The organism is Trujillonella humicola, assembly GCF_046233715.1.
GTDB lineage: Bacteria > Actinomycetota > Actinomycetes > Mycobacteriales > Geodermatophilaceae > Trujillonella > Trujillonella humicola.
In genome coordinates this window covers 1-26,085 of the sequence record NZ_JBJNRJ010000022.1, presented here as the reverse complement: position 1 = coordinate 26,085, position 26,085 = coordinate 1, and the positions used below count along the sequence as shown (strand labels likewise).

Sequence of the window (26,085 nt, the reverse complement as noted above, 5' to 3'; positions counted from 1 at the left end):
GGGCCTCCCGGACCCGTACGCGCCGGGGTAGCGTCGGGCGGGTGACGGCCCCGCGGAGGTTCGGGTCCCCCACCGGCCTCCGGCCCGGGGACCACCTCTGCTGGGCCTACGACGGGGACGCCGAGCTGGCGGCGGCGGTGCTGCCCTACCTCGACGAGGGGCGCCGGCGCGGGGAGCACCTGCTGCTGGTGGGGCAGTCCCGGCCGGCGCTGCTGGACCTGCTCGAGGACCTGCCCGACCGCGACCGGCTCCTGGCCGACGGCCGGCTCGAGGTCCGCGCCACGCAGGACGCCTACGCCGGCGCGGACGACCTCTCGCCGGCCGCGCAGGTGGAGCGCTACCGCGCGGCGACCCTGGCCGCCGTCGGCCGCGGCCGGGCCGGCCTGCGGGTCGCCGCCGACGTCACGCCGCTGGCCCGTCCGGGCGCGGGCGGGCTCGGCCGGCTGCACGCCTACGAGCAGCTGGCCGACGTGCTGATGGACGCGGTCCCGATGACGGCGCTGTGCCTCTACGACGCCGCGCTCGGCGACGACGTGCTCGGCCCGCTCGCCGTCCTGCACCCCGACCAGCACCTGGGCCGCCGGTACCCGCTGGCCCACCTCTCCGGGCGCGGCCCGGTCCTCTCGCTGCACGGCGAGGTCGACGTGTCGCAGGCCGCCGACGTGGCCCGGGCGCTGCACGACGTGGCCGGCGGGGCGGGACCGGACGAGGCCCCGCGCGACGTCGTCCTCGACCTCACCGACCTGCACTTCCTCGACGTCGCCGGCGCCCGGGCGCTGGCCACGACCGTGCTGGAGCTGGACGGGCGCGGCGTGCGCGTGCGCCTGGTCGGGGCCCGGCGGTCGACCCGCCGCGTCCTGGAGCTGTTCGGTCTGGGCGCCGCGCCCGCGGAGGACGCGTGAGCCTCCTGCGGCCGACCGGGAGCTGGGACGGCACGCACCTGGGCCACGAGGGGTTCGTCTTCGGCAACGACGGCGAGGTCGTGCACCGCGTGGTGCCCTTCGTGCTCGAGGGCTTCTCCCGGGACGAGCCGGTGCTCGTGGTCGCCGGCGAACGGGTGCGCAGCCTGCTCGCCGCCCACCTCGGCACCGACCTCGGCCGGCTCGCCGTCTTCGCCGCGGCGGAGACCTGGTGGCAGGGCGGGCACCGCACGCTGCAGGCCTACGACCGGGACCTGCGCGGGCTGCGCGCCTCCGTCCCGCGCTGGCGGCTGGCCGCCGAGCCGGTGTGGCTGGCCCGCGACGACGGCCGGGAGTGGCGCCGCTTCGAGTCGGTGGCCAACCGCTGCTACGACGACATGCCCTACTACAGCCTGTGCCTGCACGACCGGCGGAAGCTCCCCCCGGAGGTCCTGGCCGACGTGGCGCGGACCCACCCGCTGACGTGGGGCGAGGGCGCTCCGGTCGGCCAGCCGGCGTACGAGGACCCGGCCGAGTTCCTCCGCTCGGTGCAGCCGCCGTGGACGGCCCGGCCGGCCGGTGCCCGGCCGGCCGCGGTCACGTCCCCCTGGGAGGCACGGCGGCGGCTGTGCGCGGCGGTGCCCGACGACCGGCGGGCGCGCGTCGGCGACGTCGTCCTGGCCGGCCACGAGCTGGTGCTCAACGCGCTGGCCGGGGCCCCGTTCGCGGATCTGGCCACCTGGACCGAGGCCGGCACCTTCGTCGTGGAGGTGTCCGACGCCGGGCCGGGGCTGCCCGACCCCACCCGGGGTTACGTGCCGCCCGCCGACGACGGGCCGCACGGGATGTGGCTGGCCTGGAGCCTGGCCGACGACGCCGCCGTCCGCACCGGGCCCGACGGCACGGTCGTCCGGCTGTTCTTCGGCCCCTGACGCCGGGGAGGGGCGCCGCTGTCGCTGCGCCGGGGATGGGGTAGGCAGGACCTCGGCAGCGACGTGCCCCGGACGGGGCCGGACGGGAGGTGGCCGGTGGACCGGGAGCAGTGGAGCCGCGCGGTGGAGGCCGCGACACGTGCGCCGTCGATCCACAACACGCAGCCCTGGGCGTTCACGGTGGCCGGGGACCGCCTCGACGTCCGCACCGACCCGTCCCGGGCGCTGCACACGCTGGACCGGTCCGGCCGCCAGCGGGTGATCAGCTGTGGCGTGGCGGTGGAGTTCGCGCTGGTGGCGCTGCGGGCCGAGGGCGCCGAGGTCGCGGTGGAGCTGCTGCCCGACCCGGCCGACCCGGACCTGCTGGCGACGCTCACCGTCACCGGGCCCCGCGAGGCGACCGCCGAGGACCGCGCGCTGGCCGGCGCCGTGGCCAGCCGGCACACCGAGCGGGCGCCCTTCCTGCCGCAGGCGGTCCCCCCCGAGGTGGTCGACGGGCTGCAGCAGGCCGCGGCGACGTTCTCGGTCTGGCTCAAGCCGATCACCGAGTCGGACGAGGAGACCGCCACCGCCTTCCTCGTCTCCCGGGCCGAGGAGATCGAGCAGAGCGAGCCGGAGTACGTGGCCGAGCTCGAGCGGTGGATGCGCACCGACCCGGCCGCTGCCGACGGGATCCCGGTGGGGGCCGTCCCGGACGAGGACCCCGCCACCCGGCCGTCGAACTGGCTCATCCGAGACTTCGTAGTGGGCTCGCGGCCTCCCCGGCGGTCCCCCTTCCACGACCCCGACGACCCGTCCGCGCCGCCGCCGGCCGTCGAGCGCCCGGCGGTGGTGCTGATGGGCACCGACAACGACGACGCGATGGCCTGGCTCACCGCCGGCCGCGCGCTCGGCCAGATCCTGCTGCGCGCCACCGTCGCCGGCCTGGCGGCCTCGCCGCTGACCCAGGCGCTGGACTGGCCGGCCACCCGCACGCAGCTGCGCACCCGGCTGTCGCTCATCGGGCACCCGCAGATGATGCTGCGGCTGGGCTTCCCGACCGGGGACCGGACGCCGTCGACCAACCGCCGTCCGGTCGCCGAGGTGCTCACCTTCGCCGGCTGAGGGACCGTCAGGCCAGCGGGTCGCGGCCGTCGAGGGTGCCGGCGGTGCCCAGGACGGCGAGGCGGGCGAACAGCTCCTCGGCGTACCAGCCCTCGCGGGCGGTGCGGTCCACGACGGCCGCGTGCGGGGCGCGGTCGTAGGCGAAGGCGTTGAGCGCGGCACCGGAGTCCCAGACGCTGAAGGTGCCCTGCAGCCCCAGCGGCGCCTCGCCGATGCCCAGCGCCAGGCGCAGGCCGGGGGAGCGGTGCAGGTCGGCCGAGACCGGGGGGACGGCGGACCAGAAACGCACCGCCTTGCGGGTCACCAGCCGGGCGCGGGTGACCGCCGCGACGGGACCGTCCCAGCGGGTGGCGGTGGGGCGGCCGAACGGCTCGCGGCGCGACCACAGCCCGCGCGCGGCCAGCGGCCGCAGCCGCGCCGACCACTCCTCGTCGGCGAACGCGCGCCAGCCGGCGACCAGGGGGCCGGTGCCGGCGGCGTCGGCCGCCGCCGCGTCGTCCCAGACCGCGAGCAGCCCCCAGCGGCGCGGGTCGGCGTCGCGGACGGTGAAGGTGCGCCCGCTGCCGGTGCCCAGCAGCTTGGCGAAGCGCAGGCCCGGGATCCGGCGCAACCGCAGCCGGTCGCCGGCCATGTGCCCGACCGCCCGGGCCACGCCGCGACCGGACACGCCCCACAGGTGCAGGGTGACCAGCGAGGGGTCGACCGGGGTGGGCATGTGCTCGATCTTCCCTCGATCGGTCAGCGGCAGCAGGGGCCGCTGATCAGAAGGGTGGCGGGTCGTCGTCGGGGGGCTCGGCTCCGGGGAGGGGTGGGCCGGTGAGGACGCGGGTGCCGGTGAGGGGGAGCAGGGGTGGGTCGCTGCCGGGGGCGCGGGATCGGCGTTCGGTGTCGGCCCGCCGTCGGCGGTGGGGGCGGCTGGTCCGGGTGACCCCCGAGGGCGTGGTGACGGTGAGGGTGCCGTCGGGGGCCAGCTGGTAGGTCCAGCCGCCGGCGTGGGTCTTGAGCCGGTGGTGCCGGCGGCACAGGCAGCACAGGTTCTCGCAGGCGGTGGGCCCGCCGGCGGCGTGCGGGATGACGTGGTCGGCGTCGGCCCACACCGCCCGGTTGGCGCAGCCGGGGTGGCGGCAGGTGCGGTCGCGGGTGTGCAGGTAGCGCACCTGCGCCGCCGACGGCCGGTACCGGTGCACGGCCGGTGGGGTGGTGAGGATGGGGCAGCCGCAGCAGGTGTGGGGGTGGGTGGGGCAGCCGCGGGCGGCGGCGGCGCGCAGTTCGGTGTCGGTGGCCACGGCCAGCAGCCGCCCGTCGGTGTCGGTGAACGCGTACCGCAGCGCGCCGTCGGTGGGGGCGCGTAGGCCGACCGCGTCCAGGTCGGCCAGGAGGCGGCGCAGGTGGGTGGCGGTGATCGGTTCGCCGTCGACCTCGGCGGTCGGGGCGGGGGTGGCGCCGGGTCGGAACAGTTCCGGCGCCGGGCCACCGGCGGCCAGGAAGCGATCCACCGTCAGCGCGGCGAGAGGGACGTCGACGGTGAGGGTGGCGGTGACCGGGGTGCGGTCGGCGCCGGGTTGCAGGATGCGGTCGGCCAGCGCTCCGGCGCGCAGCACCCCCAGCGGCCGGGGGTCACCGGCGGTCTTCGCGGCCTGGGCGTCGGTGTCGGCGGTGCGCCGGCAGGCCACCGCCAGCTCGTGCGGCATGCGGGCGACCAGCTCGCTGACCCCGTCACCGAGCGGGCGCACGGTCACGTCGCAGCCTGCTTCGGCGTCGGTGCGGCGCCGGTCGGCGGCGGCGGCGTCGCGGGCGGTGAGCTCGTGACGCACCGCGGCCTCCAGCTGGCGGATCGACAGCTCGGCGGCGGCCGGCAGGACGGCGGCCTCGACCTCGGCGATCACGGCCGGGTCCACCCCGCGGGCCTTCCAGCCCAGCTGGTCGGCCAGCACCTGGGCCCGCGGCCAGTCCAGGGTGCCGGCGTCCAGGGCGGCGAGGGTGGCCGGCAGCTTCTCCGCCAGCGTCGCGGACCGGTCGACCAGCTTCCCGGCCGCGGTGCGCGAGCAGGCCAGCACGGTGGCCAGCTCGTCGGCGAAGAACTCGCTCACCCCCTCCAGCTCACCCGGGCGGCGCTGCTCGTCGTCGCCGTGGGTGTGGCGGGGGTCGGGGCGGGCGGCGGCCAGGCCCAGCACCGCCCGCACCCGCAGCCCGGCCAGCATCGCCTCGGCGGCGGTGATCTGCTGCAGCAGCGCCGCCTCCTGCGCACTGCTGCGGCGCGGCGGCAGCATCTCCGGCAGCGTGTCCGGCACCCACCCCGGATCGGTCGGCAGCGGCTCCACGTCCCGCTCCGGCGGAGCGGCCAGCGGCACCACGGTCACCCCGACCGCGAACTCCCGCACCCCCGCCATGACCAGCACGCTAGGCCGGGGGTACGACAGTTCCGGGGCGCTGGCCAGCGAGAACAGCGTCCGGTGCGTGCGCCCACGCTGCAGGACCCGGCCGGGAACGCGGCCTCGCTGCACCGGCTCGGGCGGGCGCGGGCTGCCGGGCCGGCGTAGCGTTGCGTGTCACCTCAGTTCCGCCGGGGGGATGCACATGGGGCTGCTGCGCACGACCGTCGCCGTCCCCGGTGTGCTCGCGGGGCTGGCCCGGGCGGTGGCGACCGGGGCGGGCGCCGCCGCCGTCCCCGCCGTGGGAACCGTCGGGCTGCTCACCGGACCGGCCCGGGCCACGACCTGGCTCACCCGGGCCGCCACCGAGGGGCTGGCCGCCACCGCAGGTCTGGCCAGGGACGCCGTGGTCCCGGCGGCCCGCGCCGTCGGCACCGTGGTCACCGGTGCGGACCCCTTCCCCGCCGGGCACGTGCGCGAGGGGGTGCTCGGCACCGCGCGCACCCTGTTCGAGCCGCCGTCGGCACGGCACACCCGCCGGGTGTGGGCCGAGCGCGGCCACGCGCAGGTCGAGCTCGCCGCCCCGGCCGCCGAGGACGCCCCGGAGGTCCGATCCGCGCTGCGCCGCCACCTGGAGCGGCTCGACGGCGTGCAGTGGGCGGCGGTGAACGACGTCGTCGGCCGGGTGCTGGTGGCCTTCGACGACCGGCGCGTCTCGGTGGGGGACGTCGTCGGCGCCGTCACCGCGATCGAGCAGGCCCGCGGCGGCACCGGCGTCTTCCCCGACGCCCCCGACCACCCGGCCGACCTCGAGCCGTTGCTCGCCGCGGCCGTGAAGGCGTCGGTGGCCACCGCCGGCGTCGGCGCCGCCCTGCTGGGCCGGGTGCTCCCGGTGCCGCGGCTGACCCGGCACGCCACCCTGGTGCTCGCGCTCCTGGAGTCCCAGCCCCGGGTCCGCGAGGCGCTGACCGGCCGGATCGGCCGGGTCGGCGCCGACCTCGCCCTGACCGGCACCGGCTCGCTGCTGCACGCGCTCGCGCAGAGCCCTGTCGTGCCGGCCATCCACGCCGCGCAGTCCCTGCAGCAGGCCGCCGCCGTCCGGGCCCGCCGGCAGGTCTGGCGAGCGCGCGAGCCGAAGTTGTGCCGCCCCGAGCCGGAGGACGACGTCGGCACCCCGCTCGCGCCGCCCGGCGAGCGGCCCCGGCCACTGCCCCGTGGGCCGGTGGAGACCTACCGCGACCGCCTGGCGCCCACGACCCTGGCCGGCGCGCTCGGCCTCGTGCCGCTCACCCGGAACCCGGCGCGCTCGGCCGACCTGATCAAGGCCCTGACCCCGAAGGCCGCCACGGCCGGCCGGGAGTCCTTCGCCGCGACCCTCGACCTGCTGCTGTGCCGGCAGGGCGTGCTGCCCATGGACGGCGGCGCCTACCGGCGGCTGGACCGGGTCGACACCGTCGTCGTCGACCCCGCGGCGCTGTGCACCGGACCACCCGTCGTCGTGGAGGCCGACGCCGAGGCCACCGACGGGGAGGACGCCTGGGACGACGCCGCGGTCTGGACCCTCGCCACCCGGCTGCTCGGCCGGCAGGACGCCCCGCGCACCGGACGGCACGTGCTCACCGTCCGGGGGCGGCGGGTGGGCACCGCCACCGTGGCGCCCGAGCTCGACCCGCACGCCCAGGCCCTGCTCGACGCCGCGACCGCGGCGGGGCTGCGGATCGTCCTGCCCGAGCACCCGGGCACGGCCGAGGTGGCGCCCGCCGCGCAGGAGGTCCCGCCGGCCGGTGAGCCGCTGCTCGCCACCGTGCGCCGGTTGCAGGAGGACGGGGCCGTCGTCCTGCTCGTCTCGGCGACCGACGGCCCCGCCCTGCACGCGGCCGACGTCGGGGTCGCGCCGGTCCGCGCGGGCCGCGCCCCCGCCTGGGGTGCCGACCTCGTCACCGGCCCCGGGCTCGCCGACGCCTGCCGGATCGTGGCCGCCGCCCGCGACGCCCGGGCGCTCAGCCGCCGCGCGGTGGAGACGGCGATCTCGGCCAACGTGCTCGGCGGGCTGCTCGCCTCGGTCGGCCGGCCGCTGACCGGCCAGCGCCGGGCCACCACCCCGGGCAAGTCGGCGACCACGTGGACGATGCTCGACGGCACGGTCACCGCCGCGCGGGCCGCCCGCCGGCCGGTCCCGCCGCCCACCGTGCACACCCCGTGGCACGCGCTCGACGCCGACGACGTGCTGCGCCGGCTGGCCGGCACGGCTCCCGACGCGCAGCGCCGCAGGTCCGTCGTGGGCGCGCTGGCCGGGCGGGCCGCCGCCGTCCCGGTCGTCCGGACGCCGCTGCGCTACGGGCGCACCGTCGTCGCCGAGCTGGCCGATCCGCTCACCCCGGTGCTGGCCACGGGCGCCGCGGCCACCGCGGTGCTCGGCGAGGTGACCGACGCGGTCCTGGTCGGCAGCGTGACCGTCGGCAACGCGCTGCTGTCGGGCCTGCAGCGGCTGCGGGCGGAGACCGCGCTCGAGTCGCTGCTGCTGGAGCAGGACGTCCGTGCGCGCCGGGAGACCGGCCGGGACGGCGACGGAGCCGGCACCGAGGAGGTGCCCGGCGGCGCGCTGCGGCCCGGCGACGTGCTCGTGGTCGAGCCCGGCGACGTCGTGGCGGCCGACGCCCGGCTGCTCGCCGCCGAGGACCTCGAGGTCGACGAGTCGAACCTGACCGGCGAGTCGCTGGCGGTGGCCAAGTCGTCCGATCCCACGCCGGGCGCCGACGTCGCCGACCGCACCGGGATGCTCTTCGACGGCACCACCGTGGTCGCCGGTCGCGGCCGGGCGGTCGTGGTCGCCGTCGGGCAGGCCACCCAGGCCGGCCGCGCCGCCCGGGCGGCCGGGGGAGCGGCGCCCCCTGCCGGCGTGCAGGCCAGGCTGGGCGAGCTCACCAGTTCCGTGCTGCCCTGGACCCTGGCCGGCGGGGGACTGGTCACCGGCCTGTCGCTGCTGTGGCGCCGGCCGCTGCGCCAGGCGGTGTCGGCCGGGCTGGCCATCGCCGTCGCCGCGGTCCCCGAGGGGCTGCCGCTGGTGGCCACGGTCGCGCAGCAGGCGGCGGCGCGGCGGCTGTCGTCCCGCGGGGCGGTGGTGCGCTCCGCCCGGGTGCTGGAGGCGCTGGGCCGGGTCGACACCGTCTGCTTCGACAAGACCGGCACGCTCACCGAGAACCGGCTGCGGCTGGTCCGCGCCGTCGGGCTCGACGGGGCGGGCGAGGACGACGTCCTGCGGTTGGCCGCCGCGGCGGTCCCGCCCGGCGAGGAGGACGCGCACGAGACCGACCGGGCGGTCTCCGAGGCCGCCGCCGAACGCGGGGCCGCGCCGGACGGCGACCCCGACGCGGCGCTGCCGTTCGCCGGCGGCCGCGGGTTCTCCGCCGCGGTCCGCGCGGGCCGGCTGGTGGTGAAGGGCGCGCCCGAGGTGGTGCTCCGCCGCTGCGGCGCGTGCGAGGGCGTGCGCGAGCGGGTCGCGGACCTGGCCGGTGAGGGGCTGCGCGTGCTGCTGGTCGCCGACCGCGCCGTCGACGGGGTCCCCGAGGACCTGGAGGACGCGGCCCGCGACCTCACCGTCCGCGGGCTCGTCGGGCTCGCCGACACCGTGCGGGAGTCCAGCACCACCGCGGTGGCGCAGCTGCGGGCCGCCGGCATCCGGGTGCTGGTGGCCACCGGCGACCACCCGGAGACCGCTGCGGCGATCGCGGCGCAGGCCGGCATCCCCGACGCCGACCGGGTGGTCACCGGCGCGCAGCTCGCGAAGGCCTCCGACGAGGAACGCCGCCGGCTGGTGGCCGGGGCCGCCGTCTTCGCCCGGCTGTCCCCGGAGCAGAAGGTCACGCTCGTGGCGGCGCTGCGCGGCGCCGGCGCGACCCTCGCGATGACCGGGGACGGCGTCAACGACGCCGCGGCCATCCGGCTGGCCGACGTCGGTGTCGGCGTGGCCGGCGCGGAGTCCCCGGCCGCCCGCACCGCCGCCGACCTGGTGCTCACCGACGCCGACCTCACCCGGCTGGTCGACGCGGTCGCCGAGGGCCGGGCGATGTGGGGCCGGGTGCGCGAGGCGGTGTCGGTGCTGGTCGGCGGGAACGCCGGGGAGATCGCCTTCACCGTGCTCGGGACGGCGGTCGGCGGCCGCTCACCGCTGGGCACCCGCCAGCTGCTGCTGGTCAACCTGCTCACCGACATGTTCCCGGCGCTGGCCGTCGCGGTCGCCACGCCGCGGCGGGCGCCCGCCGAGGACGGCGAGGGCCCGCTGGCCGGGCACCCGCTCGCGGCGGTGCTGGCCGCCGGGCCGCACCGCGGGTTCACCGAGCAGGTGCGGCGGGCCGTGCTGGTGCGCGGAGCGGCCACGACGGTCGGGGCGACCGGCGCCTGGGTGACCGGGCGGCTCACCGGCCCCCGCGGTCGCGCCGGCACGATGGGCCTCGCCGCGCTGATCGCCACCCAGCTCGGTCAGACGGCGTGGGCCGGACGGCGCAGCCCGCTGGTGCTGGCCACGACCGCCGGCTCGCTGGCCGTGCTGGTCGCCGTCGTCCAGACCCCGGGCGTCAGCCGCTTCTTCGGGTGCACGCCGCTGGACCCGGTGGCCTGGGGCGCCGTCCTCGCCTCGGCCGCCGCCGGGACGGCGACCGCGGAGCTCGGACCGCGCGTGGTCGCCCGGCTGCAGCGCTGACGCGACCGCTGACGCGGTATGCCACCCGTGGACCCGCTGCCAGCGTTGTCCCGCAACCGGCCATTCCGGCCACCGGAGTGGCCGGCTGCGGGACAACGCCCGAGGCGGAGTTACAGCGGGTCGACGGAGTCGGCCTGCATGCCGCGCTGACCGCGGCTGGCCTCGTACTCCACCCGCTGCCCCTCCTGCAGCTCGCGGTAGCCGCCGCGGTCGGGGATGGCGGAGAAGTGGACGAAGACGTCGTCGCCGCCGTCGTCGGGCGTGATGAACCCGAAGCCCTTCTCGGCGTTGAACCAGTTGACCGTGCCCTGGCCGCGGCCGCCGCCCCCACCGCCGCCGCGCCGGGCCGGTCGCTCGTCGCGACCGCCGCGGGCCGGCCGGTCGGAGCCACCGCGGTCGTAGCCGCCGCGCTCGGGCCGTCCACCGCGGGCGCCGCCCCCGCCGCCACCGACCACGCGGACGCCGTCGGCCTGCATGCCGCGCTGGCCGCGGACCGGCTCGTACTCGACCCGCTGGCCCTCGTCGAGCGACCGGAAACCGGAGTCGTCGATCGCCGAGAAGTGGACGAAGACGTCGTCGCCGCCGTCGTCGGGCTCGATGAACCCGAAGCCCTTGTCGGCGTCGAAGCGGGCCACGGTGCCCTGCACCCGGCCACCGCCACCGCCGTATCCGCCGCGTCCGCCGCCCTGCTCGCTGCGGCCGCCGCGGTCGGACCGGCCGCCGCGACCGCCGCCCCCGCCGCCGACCACCCGGACCGCCTCGGCCTGCATGCCGCGCTGGCCGCGGACGGCGTCGAACTCGACCCGCTGGCCCTCCTGCAGCTCGCGGTAGCCGGCCTCGTCGATGGCCGAGTAGTGGACGAAGACGTCGTCACCGCCGTCGTCGGGGGCGATGAACCCGAAGCCCTTCTCGGCGTTGAACCGCGCGACCGTGCCCTGCGAGCGGCCGCCGGCGCCGCGCCCGGCGCCCCGGTCGTCCCGGTCGCGGCGGTCACCGCCGCGGTCACCGCCGGACCGGCCGCCGCCCCCGCCGCCCAGCGAGCGCACCCGGTCGGCCTGCGGGCCGCGCTGGCCCTGGCTGGCCTCGAACTCGACCCGCTCGCCCTCCTCGAGGCTGCGGAAGCCGCCCGAGGCCTCGATGGCCGAGAAGTGGACGAACACGTCGTCCCCACCGTCCTCGGGTGCGATGAACCCGAACCCCTTCTCGGCGTTGAACCACGTGACCGTGCCCTGCGGCATCCTCTGCACTCCTGCTCTCGACAGACTCTCCGGGGTGCACTACCCGCTCCGGGGCGGGCCCACCCGGCGACGACGGTGCCAGGTGGGTGCGGACGGGGTGACGGCGGGCCCCGCTCACCCGGCCGGGCGGGTGCGCACCAGGTTCATCGCGACCATCGACAGGACCACCGCGCCATCCCGGCCGACCAGCTCGACGCGGGTGCGCAGCAGCCCCCGGTCGGGCTTGCTGCGGGAGACGCGGGCCTCCTCCACGGCGGTGCGCAGGACCAGCTCGTCGCCGGGCCGCACCGGCGCCCGCCAGCGGAGCTCGTCGATCCCCGGTGACCCGAGGCTGGAGGCCGACGACAGGTACTCGGTGGCGTAGAGCCGCATCATCAGCGCGCAGGTGTGCCACCCGCTGGCGATCAGCCCGCCGAACGGGCTCGCCGCGGCCGCCTCGGCGTCGACGTGGAACGGCTGGGGGTCGAAGCGGCGGCCGAAGTCCACGACGTCGTCCTCCGCCACGGAGATCGGGCCGTACTCGCCCGTCGCGCCCACCGGGTAGTCCTCGAACCAGCGCTCGGCCACGGCCCGACGCTAGCCGTCCCCGGGGACACTCGGCCGCGTGGCACTCCCCGCCCCCCGGTCCAAGCCGCTGCCCGACGTCGTCGCCCCCGGCCTCGACGTGCTGTTCTGCGGGATCAACCCGTCGCTGACCTCGGCCGCCGTGGGGCACCACTTCGCGCGGCCGGGCAACCGGTTCTGGCCGGCCCTCCACCTGGCCGGGCTCACCCCGCGCCGGCTCGCGCCCGACGAGGACCGCGAGCTGCTGTCCTACGGGCTCGGGTCCACCAACATCGCCGACCGGCCCACCCGGACCGCCGCGGAGCTGAGCGCCGCGGAGCTGCGGGAGGGGCTGGTCGCGCTCGCCGCGCTGGTGGCCGGCCACCGCCCGCGGGTGCTGGCCGTGCTCGGCGTGACGGCCTGGCGGCTGGCCACCGGCCGCCCGCGGGCCGCGCTCGGCCGGCAGCCCGACCCCCTCGGCGGGGCCGAGACGTGGGTGGTGCCCAACCCCAGCGGGCTCAACGCCCACCACCAGCTGCCCGACCTCGCCCGCTGGTACGCCCGGCTGCGCCCTGCGCCGCCGCGCTAGCCGCGCGCGGCGGCGACGGCCTCGGCCAGCCGGCGCACGCCCTCGTCGATGACGTCGGCGGTCACCCCGGAGAAGGCGAGGCGGAACGCGTTCTGCCCGCCCTCGAGCAGGAAGTCGGTGCCCGGCACGATGGTCACCCCGCGCGCGGTGGCCTCGCGCACGATGGCGGCGACGTCGTGGCCCTCGTCCTCGGGCAGGCTGACCCACAGGAAGTAGCCACCCTCGGGACGGCGGAACGACGCCTGCGGCAGGTGCGCGCGCAGCGCCTCGTCGAGCACCCCGACCCGCTCGGCGAGCGCGCTCTTCACCCGCTCGAGGGCGGCGGGGAAGCGGTCCCCGGACACGTACTGGTAGACGGTGCCCTGCGCCACCATGTTCGGCGCGATGTAGGTGTTGGTCGCCCGCACCCGGATCCGGTCGATCACGGCCGGGGGCCCGACGAGGTAGCCGACGCGGATGCCGGGGCACACGGTCTTGGAGAACGAGCAGGCGTACACGACCTGCCGGCTGTCGGGCCCGCCGTCGAGCTCCAGCATCCGCGGCAGCGGCTCGCCGGAGAAGCGCACGTCGACGTACGGGTCGTCCTCGAACAGCAGGAAGTCGTACTCGCGGGCCAGGGCGAGCAGCCGCTCGCGCTTGGCCAGCGACAGCGTGTACCCGGCCGGGTTCTGGAAGTTCGGGATCACGTGGGCCAGGGCCGGGCGCAGGCCGCCGGCGAGCAGGGCCTCGACCTCGCCGACGTCGATGCCGTCCTCCTGCAGCGTGACCAGGTGGACGTCGCCGCCGCGCTGGCGCAGGCCGAGCAGGGTGCGGTCGTAGGTGGGGCGCTCGGTGATGACGGAGGTGCCCGGGGTGACGTACTCGTCGAAGAGGAACGCGTCGGCCTGCATCGACCCGTTGGTCACCAGCACGTGGTCCTCGGGGACGCCGTGCTTGTCGGCGATCCACCGCCGCAGCGGCACGTAGCCGATCGCGGTGCCGTAGCCGGTGACGCCCGCGGGGTCGTCCTCGAACGCGGCGGCCGCGGCCCGCTTGAGGCCCTCGACGTCGACGATGTCGGTGGAGGGGGCGCCCCGGGCGAAGGAGATCGCCGCGGGTGGCGCGGGGCGCTGCGTCTGGCCGGTGTCGGAGTCGGTCGGCGAGTGCGTCACGCCCTCGATCCTGCCGTGTGCGCCGCCGCGGCGTCGCCCGGGTCCCCGGCCACCGGGACGGCGGGGGCGGGGGAGGCGCGACCAGCGCGGCACGCCGGCGGCGCGATCGGGCCGCCGTCCTGGGGGAGGATGCCGCCGTGCCCCGGCTCCTCGTCGTCCACCACACCCCGTCGCCGGCCCTGCAGGCGGTGCTCGAGGCGGTCCGCGAGGGCGCCGCGATGGTCGAGGAGGTCGAGCTGGAGGTGCGCCCGGCGCTCTCGGCGGGCGCGGCGGACCTGCTCGCCGCCGACGGCGTCCTCCTGGGGACGCCGGCCAACATCGGCTACATGTCCGGCGCGCTCAAGCACTTCTTCGACACCGTCTACTACCCGTGCCTGGACGCCACCGCGGGCCTCCCCTTCGGCGTGTACGTGCACGGCAACGACGACACCGCCGGGGCGCTGGCCAGCATCGCGAAGGTGACCGGGGCGCTGCGCTGGAAGCAGGTCGCCGCCCCGCTGAGCCTCACCGGCGCCCCCGGGCCCGCCGACCTCGAGGCGGTCCGGGAGCTCGCGGCGACGGTCGCGGTCGGCCTCTGACGGCCCGGCGGGAACGAGCCGGGCCCCGCCCACCGACCCTCCCCCGAGGCTGGTGAGCGGGGCCCGTTCCCCCGTGCTCTCGCCGCCGGTCCCCCGTGGCCCGGCGACAGGGAGGACTCTGCCGACCGCAGCGCAGGGTTACCACGGGGGAACCGCGAGATCGCCGCGAGGGACGCGCAGGGTCCGGTCGGGACGCAGCCCCCACCACGAGGCGTTCGGCCGCCGCGGCCCGAACGGTCGGGCGCGGCCGGGCGTCCTAGTAGTGGATGACGCCGCGGCTGCCGCCGCCGACGGCGATCGACTCCCCGGTGATGCCGGCGCTGCGCGGGGAGGCCAGGAACGCCACGACGTCGGCGACCTCCGCGGCGGTCACCAGCCGGCCGATGCTGGTGCCGGCCGCCAGCCGCCGCGCCGCCTCCGCCTCGTCGACGCCCTCGCGCGCGGCCCGGTCGGCCACCACCGACGCCGTCCGCTCGGTGACCGTCGTCCCCGGGTGCACGCAGGTGACCGTGATGCCCGACGGGCCCAGCTCGTCGGCGAGGTTGGCCGTCATCGCCGCGACGGCGACGTTGCGCACGGAGCCGACCAGCGACCCGGTGCGCCGGGCGTTGAGGCCGCTGACGTTGACGATCCGGCCCCAGCCGGCGGCGGCCATGTGCGGCGCGACCGCCCGCGCGCAGCGCAGGTAGCCCAGCACCTTGGTCTCCAGCTCGACGCGGACGTCGTCGTCGGCGAGCCCGGTCAGCGGCGGGGTGGGGCCGGCCGAGGCGGGCCGCGCCGCGCAGTTGACCAGGACGTCGACCCCACCGAGCTCGGTGACCACCCGGTCGACCGCGGCCCGGACGGCGGCGTCGTCGGTGGTGTCGGCCGACAGCGGCAGCACCGGCGCGCCGTGCCGGGCCACCCGGTCGGCGGCCGCGGCCAGGCCGGCGGCGTCCCGGGCCACCAGCGCCACCGCCGCGCCCTCGGCGGCCAGCGCCTCGGCCACTGCCAGCCCGATGCCCCGGCTCGCACCGGTCACGATCGCCCGCCGTCCGCGCAGCCCCAGGTCCATGCCCCCGCCTCTCGTCCGCCGGAGTGGCCATTCTGGCGAGGAGGTGGGGCGGGGCGGGGGCGCGGGGCGTCGTGGCTGCTCGGAGCTGCTCGGAGCTGCTCGCGGTTGCTCGTTGCCTGCGCGTCAGGCGAGCCAGGCGGGCGCCGACCGCCGGGCGGCGCTCGTCCAGGGCGGGGCGCCCGGCGGGCCGACGACGGTCAGGGGGCCGTCGTCCGCGGCGACCTCGACGAGGTGGGGGACGGGGTCCGGGTCGTCGCCGGGCCGGTCGGGGACGCGGCCGGCGGCCAGCAGCCGTGCCGCCGTCCGCGCCAGCGCCAGCTCGGCCGACCAGGTGCCGCCCCGGGCGCGCCGGCGGGTCAGGGCCCGCAGCGCGGCCGCGGCCGCCAGGTGCCCGGTGGCGTGGTCGAGCACCTGGGCGGGGAGCGCGCCCGGGCGGCCGGCCGAGCCGCAGACCTCCGCGATCCCGGTCGCGGCCTGGACCAGTGAGTCGAAGCCGCGCCGCCGTCCCCAGGGGCCGGTGGTGCCCCACGCCGACAGCCGCACGCTGACCAGGTGCGGGTGCCGCACGGCCAGCTCCGCCGGGTCGAGGCCGAACGCCTCCAGCGCACCGGGCCGGTGGCCGAGGAGGACGACGTCGGCGCCGGCGAGCAGCTCCTCGGCGGTGGCCCGGCCGTCGCGGGAGGCCAGGTCGACCACCGCCGTCCGCTGGCCGGAGCCGGTGTCGGCCAGCGTGCCGGGGTCCTCGGGCAGCCGCGGGCTCTCCAGCCGCAGCACGTCGGCACCCAGCGCGGCCAGGGTGCGGGCGGCCACCGGCCCGGCGATGACCCGGGTCAGCGCGAGCACCCGCGGGCGGCCGGCGTCGCGGGGCGGCGCCTCGCCGGCCGGCCCCAGGGACAGCAGCGGCAGGTCCGCGACCGCCCGGCCGGGAGCGGAGGCCGCCCAGGCCTGCGGTGACCGGACCGCGGCCGCGGCGCCACCGGCCGCCACCACCGCCTCCTCGAGGTCCAGCGCCGTCATGGCCGCGGCCGCCGCGTCGGGGTCGCCCTCGCCGAGCACCGCCCGCACCGCCGCCCGGTGGTGCGGGTAGTTCGCGTGCAGCCGCACCCAGCCGTCGGCGGTGCGCCAGAACCGCGACATCGGCGCGAACCCCGGCCCGACCGGCCGGCCGGCGCGGGAGACGAAGCGCTCGCTGCGCACGGCCAGCCCGGCGTGCCGGGCGTCGAGGTCCAGCGGTGCGGACGACCCGGACAGCTCGCGGGCGGCCAGCAGCGGGGCGGCCACCGCGGCCAGCGCGAGCTCCTCGGCGGCCAGCGGCCCGGCCAGGCCGGTCGAGCCGCGGACGGTCACCGGCGCCGGCAGCGGCCCGCCCCCGAGCGCCGTCCACACCTCGCCGAGCAGGTCCGGCACGGTCGCCACCGGGGGCGGCGGGTGGCCGGCGGTCACGGGACCACCGGCCCGGTGAGGACGGCGGCCGCGGCGGCCCGGTCGCCGGTGACGGTCAGCCGCGGGTCGTCGAGGTCCGTGCGGTGCCACAGCAGCAGGGCGAGCGCGACCTCCGGCCCGGTCACCTCCGCGACCGGGGCCGGGCCGAGCTCCCAGCTGCCCGTGGGGGCGGTGAGGCGCAGACCGCGGGCCGGCATCGCCACCCGCCCGAGGGCGACCTGCCGCGGGTGCATCGTGTCGACCACCTCGGCGACGCAGTCGGCGGCCACCGCGGGGTCGGCGTCGGCCGCGACCCCCAGCGCGGCCGCGAGGTCCAGCCGGTGGACGAAGGTCTCCGAGACCTGCCGCCGGGCCCACCAGGCGGCGGCGCCGGGGCCGACGAGGGTGACGCAGGGGCGCGCGGGGTCGGTCAGCGCCGCGCGCAGCTCCGCCGCGGCGGCCGGGTAGTCGTCCGCGGTGGTCTCCCGCCACAGCGGACGCATGTCGGGCAGCTCCCCGCCGGGGCCGGTGCGCGTGGCCAGCGCCGCCCAGCGGTGGACGGTGGCGAGGTGGCGCACGAGCACGCCGGCCGTCCAGTCGCCGCACGCCGGCACGGGGAGGTCCGCCGGCGCCCCGGCGGCCAGTGCGGTGAAGGCCTCCTGCTCGGCGGCGAGGGCGGACCGGTGCTCGAGCGTCGTCTCCACGCGGGCAGCATGCCGACCGCCGGGTCGCCCGCCCAGTGGTACGGCTGCCGAAGACCGCCGTCCTCCTGCCGGCGGCCTCAGGCCCGCCGGGCGGTGACCAGGTGCGCGGTGAGCGCGCCGCGCACCGGCCCGTCACCCAGCTCGGCCGTCATCGCGCCGGCGACCGCGGCCACCAGGTCGGGCAGCGACCCGCGCCGGGCGAGGACCGCCCGCAGCGGCGTGCCGAGGCAGAAGCCCTCGGCCAGCGCGGTCACCGACGGGGTCTCGGCGGTCAGCTGCACCGTCTCGACGTCGCCGGCGAGGCCGCCGGCGGCCAGGTCGGCGGCGATCCGGTCCACGTCGGCGTAGCCGTGCGGGACGCGGACGACGAAGTCCGGCGGGTCCTGCGGGAGGACGGTCCCCAGCGCGCGCACCAGCGCCGCCGGGAAGGTCGAGCGCTCGACGTCGTCCCAGATCGAGTACAGCGCGGTGCCCGCGGGTGACAGCACCCGCGCCGTCTCGGCGAAGGCGGCGCGGCGGTCGGGGAAGAACATCGCCGCGAACGAGCAGACCACCAGGTCGGCCACGCCGCCGGCCACCGGCAGCGCCTGCGCGTCGGCGACCGCCCAGCGCGCGGCGGGCACCCCGGCCGCGCCGCGGGCGGCCATCGCCGGGTTGAGGTCGGTGGCCACCACCCGCGCCGCGGGCAGGGTCGCGCACAGGGCGCGGGTGACGACGCCGGTGCCGGCCGCGACCTCCACGACGCCGGAGGGCGCCAGCGCCGCCGCCCGTCCGGCGAGCTCTCCGGCGAACGGTTCGAACAGCGCCGGTGCGAGCAGGCGGTCGTACAGCGCCGGCATGTCCTCGACCCAGACCGCGTCCGTCGTCATGCCCGCACAGCCTGGCCCGCTGCGGGCGCCGGGAGAAGAGCTGCCGACCGGCGGCCTCGGTGTGTCGACGCTACGGTCGGCGTCGGTCCAGGTCCGGCCGGGGAGTCGCGCGCATGAACCTCGAGAAGGTGGTGTTCGGGTTCTTCGTGCTGCTCGCCGCCACCCTGAACTTCGGGTTCTTCGTCGGCGACATCGACGATCCGGAACTGCACAAGTCGTGGGAGCTGTACGCGGCGGTGGTCGTGAACCTCATCGCCACGGTGCTCAAGTTCGGCGACCGCACCCAGATCGGCGCCGTGCACCTGGCGACCAGCCTGGTGGCCGACCTGCAGCTCATCGCCGCCACCGTCGTCTACGTGCACGCCGAGCACATCAGCAGCGAGGGGGTCACGCCCGGAGCCATCGCCGGGGTCGTCTCCCTGTCCGGCGGCGCGCTCCTGGCCAACCTGGTCTCCCTCGTGCTCCTGGTGGTCGAGACCGTGTCCTTCCAGCGGCGCTGACGGCGGGCGGCGTGGGCGGGCTGCCGGGCGTCTCCCGGCGACGCGGGACGCGGGACGCCGCGCGACCGGTGCCGCCGCGCCGCCGGCACCCGGAGCTGGCCCGCGCCACCCAGTCCGGCGCCGTCTTCGTCGTCCTGCGCCGGCTGCGGGCGCCGCTGATCACGCTGATCCTGGTCTTCTCCGTGAGCGTGCTGGGCCTGAGCCTGATCCCGGGCCAGGACGCCCAGGGACGGCCCGCGGACATGAGCGTCTTCGACGCGTTCTACTTCATGAGCTACACGGCGACGACGATCGGCTTCGGGGAGCTGCCGACCACGTTCACCTACGCGCAGCGGATGTGGGTCGTCGTCACGATCTACCTGACCGTCGTCGGCTGGGCCTACGCCATCGGGTCGGTGCTCACGCTGCTCCAGGACCGCGCGTTCCGCCGGGCGGTGACCACCGGCCACGTGACCCGCAAGGTCGCCCGCCTGCGGGAGCCCTTCCTGCTCATGGCCGGGTACGGGCAGACCGGTGAGCAGCTGGGGGAGGCCCTCGACGGGCTCGGCCGCCGGTTCACCGTGATCGACCGGGACGAGCAGCGCATCGACGTCCTGGAGCTCAACACCTCGCACGCCGACGTGCCCGGCCTGGTCGGCGACGCCCGGGACCTGCACGCGCTCGTCGTCGCCGGCCTGGACCACCCGTGGTGCGAGGGGGTGGTGGCGCTGACCAACGACGACCAGGCCAACCTCGCCGTCGTCATGAGCACCGCGCTGCTGCGTCCCGAGCTGCCGGTCGTGGCCAGGACGACGTCGGCCGTGGTCGCCGAGCGGATGCGGGCCTTCGGCTCGCCGACGGTGATCAACCCCTTCGACCGGTTCGGCGACCGGCTGCGGCTGGCGCTGCGGGCCCCGTCGTCCTACCAGCTGACCACCTGGCTGGAGAGCGGCCCGGGCGCCGAGCTGCCCGAGCGGCGCGAGGCGCCGGCGCCGGGGCGGTGGGTCGTGGCCGGGCACGGCACCTTCGGGCGGCACTTCGCCTCCGACCTGCGGGCCGAGGGGCTGGAGGTCGTGACGATCGACCCGCGCCCCGACGAGGACGGCGTCGCCCCCACGGTCGTCGGGGACGCCTCCGACCCCGACGTCCTCGACCGCGCCGGGCTGGCCGGCGCGGTCGGGTTCGTCGCGGGAACCGACGACGACATCACCAACATCTCCCTGGTCGCCGAGGCGCGCCGCCTCGCCCCGGGCGTCTTCGTCGCCGTCCGGCAGAACTCCCCGGCCAGCGATCCGCTGTTCGCGGCGCTGGAGGTCGACGCGCTGCTGGTGCCGACGGCGGTGGTCGCCCACGAGGCCTACGCGCAGCTGTCCACGCCGCTGCTGTGGCGTCTGCTGCGCGGCCTGCTCGACCGCGACGACGCTTGGGCCGCGGCGATGACCGACCGGCTGCACGAGCAGTGCGGCCGCCACCTGGACCCGCTGTGGAAGGTGCGGCTGGACGAGGACGGGGCGCCGTCCCTGGGCGGCTGGCTGGAGCAGGGGCGGTTGACGCTCGGGGACCTCCTGCGCAGCCCGGTGGACCGCGACCGGCGCCTGGCCGCCGTTCCGCTCGTGCTCCGGCAGGGGGCCGAGCACCTGCTCGCGCCGGGGGACGACGTGGTCCTGCGGCCCGGTGACGAGTTGCTGCTCGCCGGCCGCCCGGCCGTCCGCCGGGCGCTGGAGGCCACGCTGCTCGACGACGCCGTCCCGGAGTACCTGGTCAGCGGCCGGCGGGTGGCCTCGGGGTGGCTGTGGCGCAAGCTCGGCCGCCGCGTGCCCGAGCCCGCCGGCTGACCCCCGGGACGCAGCCGTCGGGGCACGGATCCGCCGATCCGCGTGTGACTCATCCGCAGAGGGGAACCGGAGAGGGGGGCGGGAGCAGGCCCGCGGCAGCGGAACGAGGGTGATCAGACGTGTCGACCGTCGATGGAGGACATCGGCTCCTCGGGGGGCGGTACGAGCTCCGGGAGCGCATCGCGACGGGCGGCATGGGCGAGGTCTGGCGGGGGCGCGACACCGTGCTCCAGCGGACCGTCGCGGTCAAGGTGCTGCGCAGCGAGTACGCCGACGACCCGACCTTCGTGGCCCGGTTCCGCGCGGAGGCGCGCAACGCCGCGGCGCTGAGCCACCCGAACATCGCCTGCGTGCTCGACTACGGCGAGGCGCCGGAGGAGGACGCGGGGGAGCACCTGGCCTACCTGGTGATGGAGATGGTCGAGGGGGCGCCGCTGTCGGCGCGGCTGGCCGCCGACGGGCCGATGGACCCCGCCGACGCGCTCTCGGTGCTGCGGCAGACCGCGGCCGGCCTCGCCGAGGCCCACCGGCGTGGCCTGGTGCACCGCGACGTGAAGCCGGCCAACATCCTGGTGCGGCCCGACGGCGCGGTGAAGCTCACCGACTTCGGCATCGCCCGCTCGGCCGACAGCGTGCCGCTGACCGGCACCGGCCAGGTGATCGGCACGGCGCAGTACCTGTCCCCCGAGCAGGCCAAGGGGGAGCCGGCCACGCCGGCCAGCGACGTCTACGCGCTCGGGCTGGTCGGCTACGAGTCGCTGACCGGGCACGCTGCCTTCGAGGGCACCAACCCGGTGACGGTCGCCCTCCAGCACGTGGTCGCCGATCCCCGTCCGCTCCCCGCGGAGCTGCCCGACGAGGTGCGCGGCCTCATCGGCTCGGCGCTGGCCAAGGACCCGGGGGAGCGGATCCCCGACGGCGCCGCCTTCCTGGACGCCGTGCAGGAGACGCTGGGGGAGGGGCCGGACGGCCCGTCCCCGATCACCCGCCCCGCCCGGTTCGCCGCGGCGGCGGGAGCCGCCGACACCGTTGCCGCCACGAGCGCGGTCGGCGCCTCGCGCGGCCCGGACGCCGGGACGGCGGCGCGCCGCCCGGACGCCGGGGGGACGGCGCGCCGCCGTCCGCTGGCGGTGCTGCTGCCCCTGCTGGTGCTGTGCGCGGTCGCCGGCGCGCTGGTGCTGGTCCTCGGGCCGGGCGGCGCCGGGGACGGCGAGGAGACCGCCTCGGGTCCGAGCGAGGCCGCCGACCCCGGGATCGTGCTCGCCGCCGCGGATCACGTGGGCCGCCCGTACGCCGACGTCGCCGCACAGCTCGAGGCCCTGGGTCTGGTCGTGGTCCGCAGCGAGGAGGCCACCGCCGACCGCCCGGCCGGCACGGTGACCGCCGTCGACCCCACCGGCGTCCGGCTCCGGCAGGGGGACGAGGTGCGCATCACCGTGGCGGTCGCGCCGGCCGAGCAGCAGGCGCCGGAGGGCACCGGCGGCTCCGTCGGCGGGGCGTCGGTGCCGGTGGTCCCCGAGCCGGCTCCCGCGCCGGCAGTGCCCGAGGGGACGGCGGACCCCGCGCCCGTGCCGTCTCCCGAGCAGGGCACGACGGCGCCGGACCTCACGACCGCGCCGCCGCAGGACCCGGCTCCGACGTCCGACCCGGGGACGTCCCCCGGGCCGGAGCCCGACCCGGGCGCCCCGACCGGGCCGACGGAGCCCACCGGGCCGACGGAGCCGACCGGGCCCACGGGACCGGCGGAGCCGACCGGGCCGAGCGAACCGACGAACCCGACCGCGTCCACCGGCCCGACCGGGCCCACCGGGCCGACCGGCGGCGCGTCCGAGCCCCCGGCGTCCGGCACCGGCGGTGCCGACCAGCCGACGACCTCCGGCGCTCCCGCGCCCGCCGCCCCCGCCGCCTGACGTGCACCGAGGAGGACCGACCGTGGAACCGGCGGCGCGCAGCGGCGCAGCGGAGGGCTCCGGCCTCGAGCCGGACATGGTGCCCCGGCTCGACGAGTTCCTGCTGGCGCGCATCGCCGAGGACAAGCGCATCGCCAGCGAGGCCGACGAGGACTGGCCGCGGGACGGGCAGCTGCCGGACGTGGCGCGCGTGCACGTCGCGCGGCACGACCCGCCCGCGGTGCTGGCCGACTGCGCCGCCCGGTGGCGGCTGGTGCTGGCCTGCCGCGAGCTGCGGCCCGAGGTCGCCTTCGTGGGCCGGCGGCAGAACGGGATGGCCGACTTCCCGGTGCCGCCGGCCGATGCCCACCAGCTCGCCGCGCTGACCCTCGCGCTGCTCGCCCTGCCCTACGCCGACCACCCGGACTACCGCGCCGAGTGGCGGCCCTGACCACCCGATCCGCAGCCCCCCGGCCGGGCCGCGGTCCGGACGGCGGCCACCCCCGCCCTCCGGGCGCCGGCGGGCGGGCGAGCGCGGGAGGTCAGCCGACGGGCAGCCGGACGACGTCGGCGAGGACCCCGCCCGCGTCGTCCAGCCGCGCCCGCGCGGGGCTGTCGTAGACGACCAGCAGCCGCGTGCGGTCGGTGCCGAGCAGCCCGATGCCCTCGGCGTGGTCGTCACCGTCGCCGAACGGCAGCTCCACCTCGCGGGTCAGCTGCCCGTCCCGGACCACCTGCGGCGTCTCGGCGGCACAGGCGCCGTGCCAGCGGTAGACCCGCACCGGCCCGTCGAGGTCCATCGTCGGCCCGGCGAGGACCAGCAGGTCCTCCCCGTGCGGGCACAGGTCGCGCACGCCGAGGCCGTCCATGCGCAGCACGTGCTTGCGGTAGCCGCGGCCGTCGGGGAAGGGGCGCAGCCGCAGCCGGGCGCCGTCGTCGGGGTCCGGCTCGGGCCGCAGCTCCAGGACCACCGCCCAGCCGCGCAGCACCGGGCCGCGCAGGCCCAGGTACACCCGGTCGGCGGAGACGGCGATGCCCTCCACGTCCAGGCCGTTGTCCTTGCCGGGGATCGGCAGGAACGGACCCAGGTGCTCGTCGCCGGCGAGCAGCTCGCGCAGGTCCGCCCCGAGGACGGCCGCGCAGAGCCGCTCGCCGTCGACGGTCACCTCGCGGACGGCGGTCGGCAGGCCGTCGACGTCGACCACCGGGATCCTCGCCAGCAGCTGGCGGTTGGCCTGGCCGGTCACCCTGGCCAGCCGGCGCAGCGCCTTGTCGCCGTCGTGCCGGTCCTTGATCTGCCGCCGCCGCAGGCTGTGGGACCCGATGACCCACAGCCACGGGCCGGTCCGCCCCAGGCCCTCGACGTCGGCCTCCTCCGAGGCGTCCACGCCGGGCAGGTCGACGAGGTCGGCGAGGTGGACCGTCGTCTGCCGCCCGTACTCGCCCGGGTGCGCGGGATCGTCGGCGACCAGCCGCTCGATCGTCGCGGTCTCGTCGCCGGCCACCCACAGCACCCGGCCGTCGCTGCGGACGGCGGAGAGGTTGGTGTGCGTCTGCGCCGCGCGGGAGTCCCCGCTGAAGGCGAGGCGGACGGTGCGCTCGACCGTGAGGTCGCCGGCATCGGGGGAGCCGGGCCGGGCCGGCGTGGAACGCGAGGCCACCGGGGGGCCTCTCTGATCGGGGGCGGCGCGCAGCCTGCCACCCGGGTGCTCGCCCGTGCGGCGATCCGCGCGCCGCCGGCCGGCTCAGCGGCGGGGCAGCGCCAGCGCGGCGGCCAGCCCGGCGGCGACCACGGCGGTGCTGACGGCGAAGGCGACCTGGTAGGACGCGACGTCGGTCAGCCAGCCGGCCACCAGGGGACCGACGACGGCGCCGAGGTCCGCCGACATCTGGAACACCGCGACCACCCGACCGCTGCGCGCGGGGCTCACGTCGCCGACCAGCGCCGCCGGCACGCTGGCCAGCAGCGAGGCGGCCAGCCCGTAGGCGGCCATCGACAGGAGGAACACCCCGGTCACCGGCGGCAGCACCAGCAGCGCGAGGGCGCCGGTGCCCACCGCCGCACCGAGCACCAGCGACGGCCGCCGTCCCCACGTGTCGGCCAGCCGGCCCGACCGGAGCAGGCCCAGCGCCTGGGCCGCCGACCCGGCGAGCAGCCCGGCGCCGGCCCAGGCGGCGCCGCGGCCGAGCTCCTCGGTGACGTACAGCGGGACCAGCGAGTTGCGGACGCCGAACAGGACCCAGCCGACGCCGAGGTTGGCGACCAGCGCCGCCAGGTACGCGCGCGAGCGCAGCGCCGCGATCAGCGGCACGGGCCCCTCGTCGAGGTCCGGCCCCGTGTCGGCGGGTGCGGGGCCCGGGGGCACGCGCAGCATCGTCAGGGCCACGGCCCCGGCCACCAGCAGCGTGCCCGCGTAGAGCAGGAACGGCAGCCGCGGGGAGAGCTCGGTGAGCAGCCCCCCGGCGGCCGGGCCGGCGATGCCGCCGAGGATGAACCCGCCCTGCCATGTTGCGGCCGCCCGCCCCCGGTGCGTGGGCGGCGCCACCCGCAGCAGCAGCGCGAGCGCGGCGACGGTGAACATGGCGCTGCCGACGCCGCCGATCGCGCGCAGCGCCAGGAAGACCGGGAACGAGCCGGCCAGCCCGGCCAGCCCCGTGGTGACGGCGACGACGACCAGCCCGGTGGCCAGCACCGAGCGCTCGCCGAACCGCTCCACCAGCGCGCCGCCCCCGAAGGCCGAGACGAAGCGGAAGAACGCGAAGGCGCTGACCGCGAGCCCGACCGCGGTGGTGCCGACGCCGAAGTCCCGGGCGAACAGCGGGAGCGCCGGGGCGACGACCCCGAACCCCAGCGCCACGACGAAGGCCACGACCGCCAGCACCCGCACCTCGCGGGGCAGCCCGCTCTCCGCTCCCCCTCGCACGAGGGGCGATGCTCGCACGCCGGACTCCAGGACCGCCTTCAGCGTCCCGACCCGGGAGGCACCCCTGCCGCGCCGCTGCCAAGGACGACGTGGGTGCGCGGGGCCATCGGTCCGTCCTGCCGCAACCGGGCGGGGCTAGTGCCGCGGCTGCCAACCTTCGCCCAGATCGCGGCGGCAACGGGGGTGTCGACGGGCGCTTGAGAGGGCCAGCCTTGTCTTGTCTGATCCTGACTTCCCCGCAGGAGATGCGAGATGGTCCACCCCGTGCAGGTCCGGCCGATCAGCAACGACGAGGGCAACCGGCTGCTGCGCATCGTGCGCCGCGGAACCGGATCGGTGGTGACCTGGCGCCGGGCGCAGATGGTGCTGCTGTCGGCCCAGGGCATGCCCGTGGCCAAGATCGCCGAAGTCACGTTCAGCACCGACGACCGGGTCCGCGACGTGCTGCACAACTTCACCGCCGACGGGTTCGACTCGCTGTATCCGCGCTACGCCGGCGGCCGTCCGCCCAAGTTCGACCTCAAGCAGCGGGCGAAGATCAAGCAGATCGCGCTGTCCCGGCCGGCCGATCATGACCTGCCGTTCTCGACCTGGAGCCTGTCCAAGCTGGCCGACTTCCTGGTCGCCGAGGGGGTGGTCGACGACATCTCCCACGAGGGCCTGCGTGCCCTGCTGCGTGACGAGGACGTCAGCTTTCAAGCGGTGAAGACCTTCAAGGCCAGCACCGATCCGGACTACGACGCCAAGACCGCCCGGGTGCTGGAGCTCTACGCCATCGCCGACGGCTTGGTCGCACCCGGTCCA

Annotated in this window: 22 protein-coding genes; 11 read left to right on the top strand and 11 right to left on the bottom strand. The window is 77.8% G+C overall.

The window, feature by feature from the left end; all coding sequences use genetic code 11:
* The first annotated feature begins 41 nt into the window (after positions 1-41).
* The 3 genes from ACK586_RS13010 to ACK586_RS13000 all read left to right on the top strand — a co-directional run bounded on the left by ACK586_RS13010 (position 42) and on the right by ACK586_RS13000 (position 2,935).
* Entirely contained in the window at positions 42-902 is an 861-nt protein-coding gene (locus ACK586_RS13010) for an MEDS domain-containing protein (RefSeq protein WP_409330909.1), read from the top strand.
* Positions 899-1,831: an anti-sigma factor RsbA family regulatory protein gene (locus ACK586_RS13005; RefSeq protein WP_409330908.1), complete on the top strand. Its 933-nt coding sequence runs from the start codon at positions 899-901 to the stop codon at positions 1,829-1,831. Before ACK586_RS13010 ends, ACK586_RS13005 begins: the two co-directional genes overlap by 4 nt.
* Before the next feature lie 96 nt (positions 1,832-1,927).
* Positions 1,928-2,935 carry an Acg family FMN-binding oxidoreductase gene (locus tag ACK586_RS13000; protein ID WP_409330907.1) on the top strand — a complete coding sequence of 336 codons (1,008 nt, stop codon included), beginning with the start codon at positions 1,928-1,930 and terminating at the stop codon, positions 2,933-2,935.
* A 7-nt stretch (positions 2,936-2,942) separates the two neighbouring features.
* Here ACK586_RS13000 and ACK586_RS12995 read toward each other — a convergent pair whose 3' ends face one another.
* Both ACK586_RS12995 and ACK586_RS12990 read right to left on the bottom strand, forming a co-directional pair.
* Positions 2,943-3,650, bottom strand: a complete 708-nt coding sequence (locus ACK586_RS12995) for a monooxygenase (RefSeq protein WP_409330906.1) — start codon at positions 3,648-3,650, stop codon at positions 2,943-2,945.
* Between the two features lie 46 nt (positions 3,651-3,696).
* Positions 3,697-5,325, bottom strand: a complete 1,629-nt coding sequence (locus tag ACK586_RS12990) for an HNH endonuclease signature motif containing protein (protein WP_409330905.1) — start codon at positions 5,323-5,325, stop codon at positions 3,697-3,699.
* 187 nt (positions 5,326-5,512) lie between these two features.
* Here ACK586_RS12990 and ACK586_RS12985 point away from each other — a divergent pair, with 187 nt between their 5' ends.
* Complete coding sequence (locus ACK586_RS12985) at positions 5,513-10,006, top strand: cation-translocating P-type ATPase (RefSeq protein WP_409330904.1); 4,494 nt, start codon at positions 5,513-5,515, stop codon at positions 10,004-10,006.
* A 110-nt stretch (positions 10,007-10,116) separates the two neighbouring features.
* Here ACK586_RS12985 and ACK586_RS25610 read toward each other — a convergent pair whose 3' ends face one another.
* A complete protein-coding gene (locus tag ACK586_RS25610) occupies positions 10,117-11,244 on the bottom strand; it encodes a cold-shock protein (RefSeq protein ID WP_425330379.1) in 1,128 nt (375 codons plus the stop codon).
* A 114-nt stretch (positions 11,245-11,358) separates the two neighbouring features.
* Positions 11,359-11,811 (bottom strand): MaoC family dehydratase, encoded by a 453-nt coding sequence (locus ACK586_RS12960; RefSeq protein ID WP_409330903.1) that lies wholly within the window; start codon positions 11,809-11,811, stop codon positions 11,359-11,361.
* 37 nt (positions 11,812-11,848) lie between these two features.
* On the opposite strand from ACK586_RS12960, the gene mug reads away from it, so the two are divergent.
* Positions 11,849-12,376: a G/U mismatch-specific DNA glycosylase gene (gene mug / locus ACK586_RS12955; RefSeq protein ID WP_409330902.1), complete on the top strand. Its 528-nt coding sequence runs from the start codon at positions 11,849-11,851 to the stop codon at positions 12,374-12,376.
* On the opposite strand, the gene ACK586_RS12950 is transcribed toward mug, so the two are convergent.
* Positions 12,373-13,527: an aminotransferase-like domain-containing protein gene (locus ACK586_RS12950; RefSeq protein WP_409330901.1), complete on the bottom strand. Its 1,155-nt coding sequence runs from the start codon at positions 13,525-13,527 to the stop codon at positions 12,373-12,375. The genes mug and ACK586_RS12950 overlap by 4 nt on opposite strands.
* Positions 13,528-13,664: 137 nt before the next feature.
* Between ACK586_RS12950 and ACK586_RS12945 the strand changes: the two genes are divergently transcribed.
* On the top strand, positions 13,665-14,105 hold the full coding sequence (locus ACK586_RS12945; protein ID WP_409330900.1) for an NAD(P)H-dependent oxidoreductase: 441 nt from the start codon (positions 13,665-13,667) through the stop codon (positions 14,103-14,105).
* A gap of 256 nt (positions 14,106-14,361) precedes the next feature.
* Here ACK586_RS12945 and ACK586_RS12940 read toward each other — a convergent pair whose 3' ends face one another.
* From ACK586_RS12940 to ACK586_RS12925, 4 genes are all read right to left on the bottom strand, one after another.
* On the bottom strand, positions 14,362-15,159 hold the full coding sequence (locus tag ACK586_RS12940; RefSeq protein WP_409330899.1) for an SDR family NAD(P)-dependent oxidoreductase: 798 nt from the start codon (positions 15,157-15,159) through the stop codon (positions 14,362-14,364).
* 123 nt (positions 15,160-15,282) lie between these two features.
* Complete coding sequence (locus ACK586_RS12935; RefSeq protein WP_409330898.1) at positions 15,283-16,602, bottom strand: CoA transferase; 1,320 nt, start codon at positions 16,600-16,602, stop codon at positions 15,283-15,285.
* Positions 16,599-17,285: a maleylpyruvate isomerase family mycothiol-dependent enzyme gene (locus ACK586_RS12930; protein ID WP_409330897.1), complete on the bottom strand. Its 687-nt coding sequence runs from the start codon at positions 17,283-17,285 to the stop codon at positions 16,599-16,601. Before ACK586_RS12930 ends, ACK586_RS12935 begins: the two co-directional genes overlap by 4 nt.
* Positions 17,286-17,362: 77 nt before the next feature.
* Positions 17,363-18,154 (bottom strand): class I SAM-dependent methyltransferase, encoded by a 792-nt coding sequence (locus ACK586_RS12925; RefSeq protein WP_409330896.1) that lies wholly within the window; start codon positions 18,152-18,154, stop codon positions 17,363-17,365.
* A 113-nt stretch (positions 18,155-18,267) separates the two neighbouring features.
* On the opposite strand from ACK586_RS12925, the gene ACK586_RS12920 reads away from it, so the two are divergent.
* The 4 genes from ACK586_RS12920 to ACK586_RS12905 all read left to right on the top strand — a co-directional run bounded on the left by ACK586_RS12920 (position 18,268) and on the right by ACK586_RS12905 (position 22,808).
* Positions 18,268-18,654 carry a DUF6394 family protein gene (locus ACK586_RS12920; protein WP_409330895.1) on the top strand — a complete coding sequence of 129 codons (387 nt, stop codon included), beginning with the start codon at positions 18,268-18,270 and terminating at the stop codon, positions 18,652-18,654.
* Between the two features lie 11 nt (positions 18,655-18,665).
* Positions 18,666-20,468, top strand: a complete 1,803-nt coding sequence (locus tag ACK586_RS12915) for a potassium channel family protein (protein ID WP_409330894.1) — start codon at positions 18,666-18,668, stop codon at positions 20,466-20,468.
* Positions 20,469-20,587: 119 nt separating this feature from the next.
* Positions 20,588-22,378 carry a protein kinase domain-containing protein gene (locus tag ACK586_RS12910; RefSeq protein ID WP_409330893.1) on the top strand — a complete coding sequence of 597 codons (1,791 nt, stop codon included), beginning with the start codon at positions 20,588-20,590 and terminating at the stop codon, positions 22,376-22,378.
* A gap of 22 nt (positions 22,379-22,400) precedes the next feature.
* Positions 22,401-22,808 (top strand): DUF6221 family protein, encoded by a 408-nt coding sequence (locus ACK586_RS12905; RefSeq protein ID WP_409330892.1) that lies wholly within the window; start codon positions 22,401-22,403, stop codon positions 22,806-22,808.
* Between the two features lie 91 nt (positions 22,809-22,899).
* Here ACK586_RS12905 and ACK586_RS12900 read toward each other — a convergent pair whose 3' ends face one another.
* Both ACK586_RS12900 and ACK586_RS12895 read right to left on the bottom strand, forming a co-directional pair.
* On the bottom strand, positions 22,900-24,018 hold the full coding sequence (locus tag ACK586_RS12900) for a DUF3616 domain-containing protein (protein ID WP_409330891.1): 1,119 nt from the start codon (positions 24,016-24,018) through the stop codon (positions 22,900-22,902).
* A gap of 84 nt (positions 24,019-24,102) precedes the next feature.
* Positions 24,103-25,281 (bottom strand): MFS transporter, encoded by a 1,179-nt coding sequence (locus ACK586_RS12895; protein ID WP_409330890.1) that lies wholly within the window; start codon positions 25,279-25,281, stop codon positions 24,103-24,105.
* Between the two features lie 252 nt (positions 25,282-25,533).
* Here ACK586_RS12895 and ACK586_RS12890 point away from each other — a divergent pair.
* Positions 25,534-26,085: helix-turn-helix domain-containing protein (locus ACK586_RS12890; RefSeq protein WP_409330889.1), on the top strand; the 552-nt coding region annotated here is incomplete at its 3' end.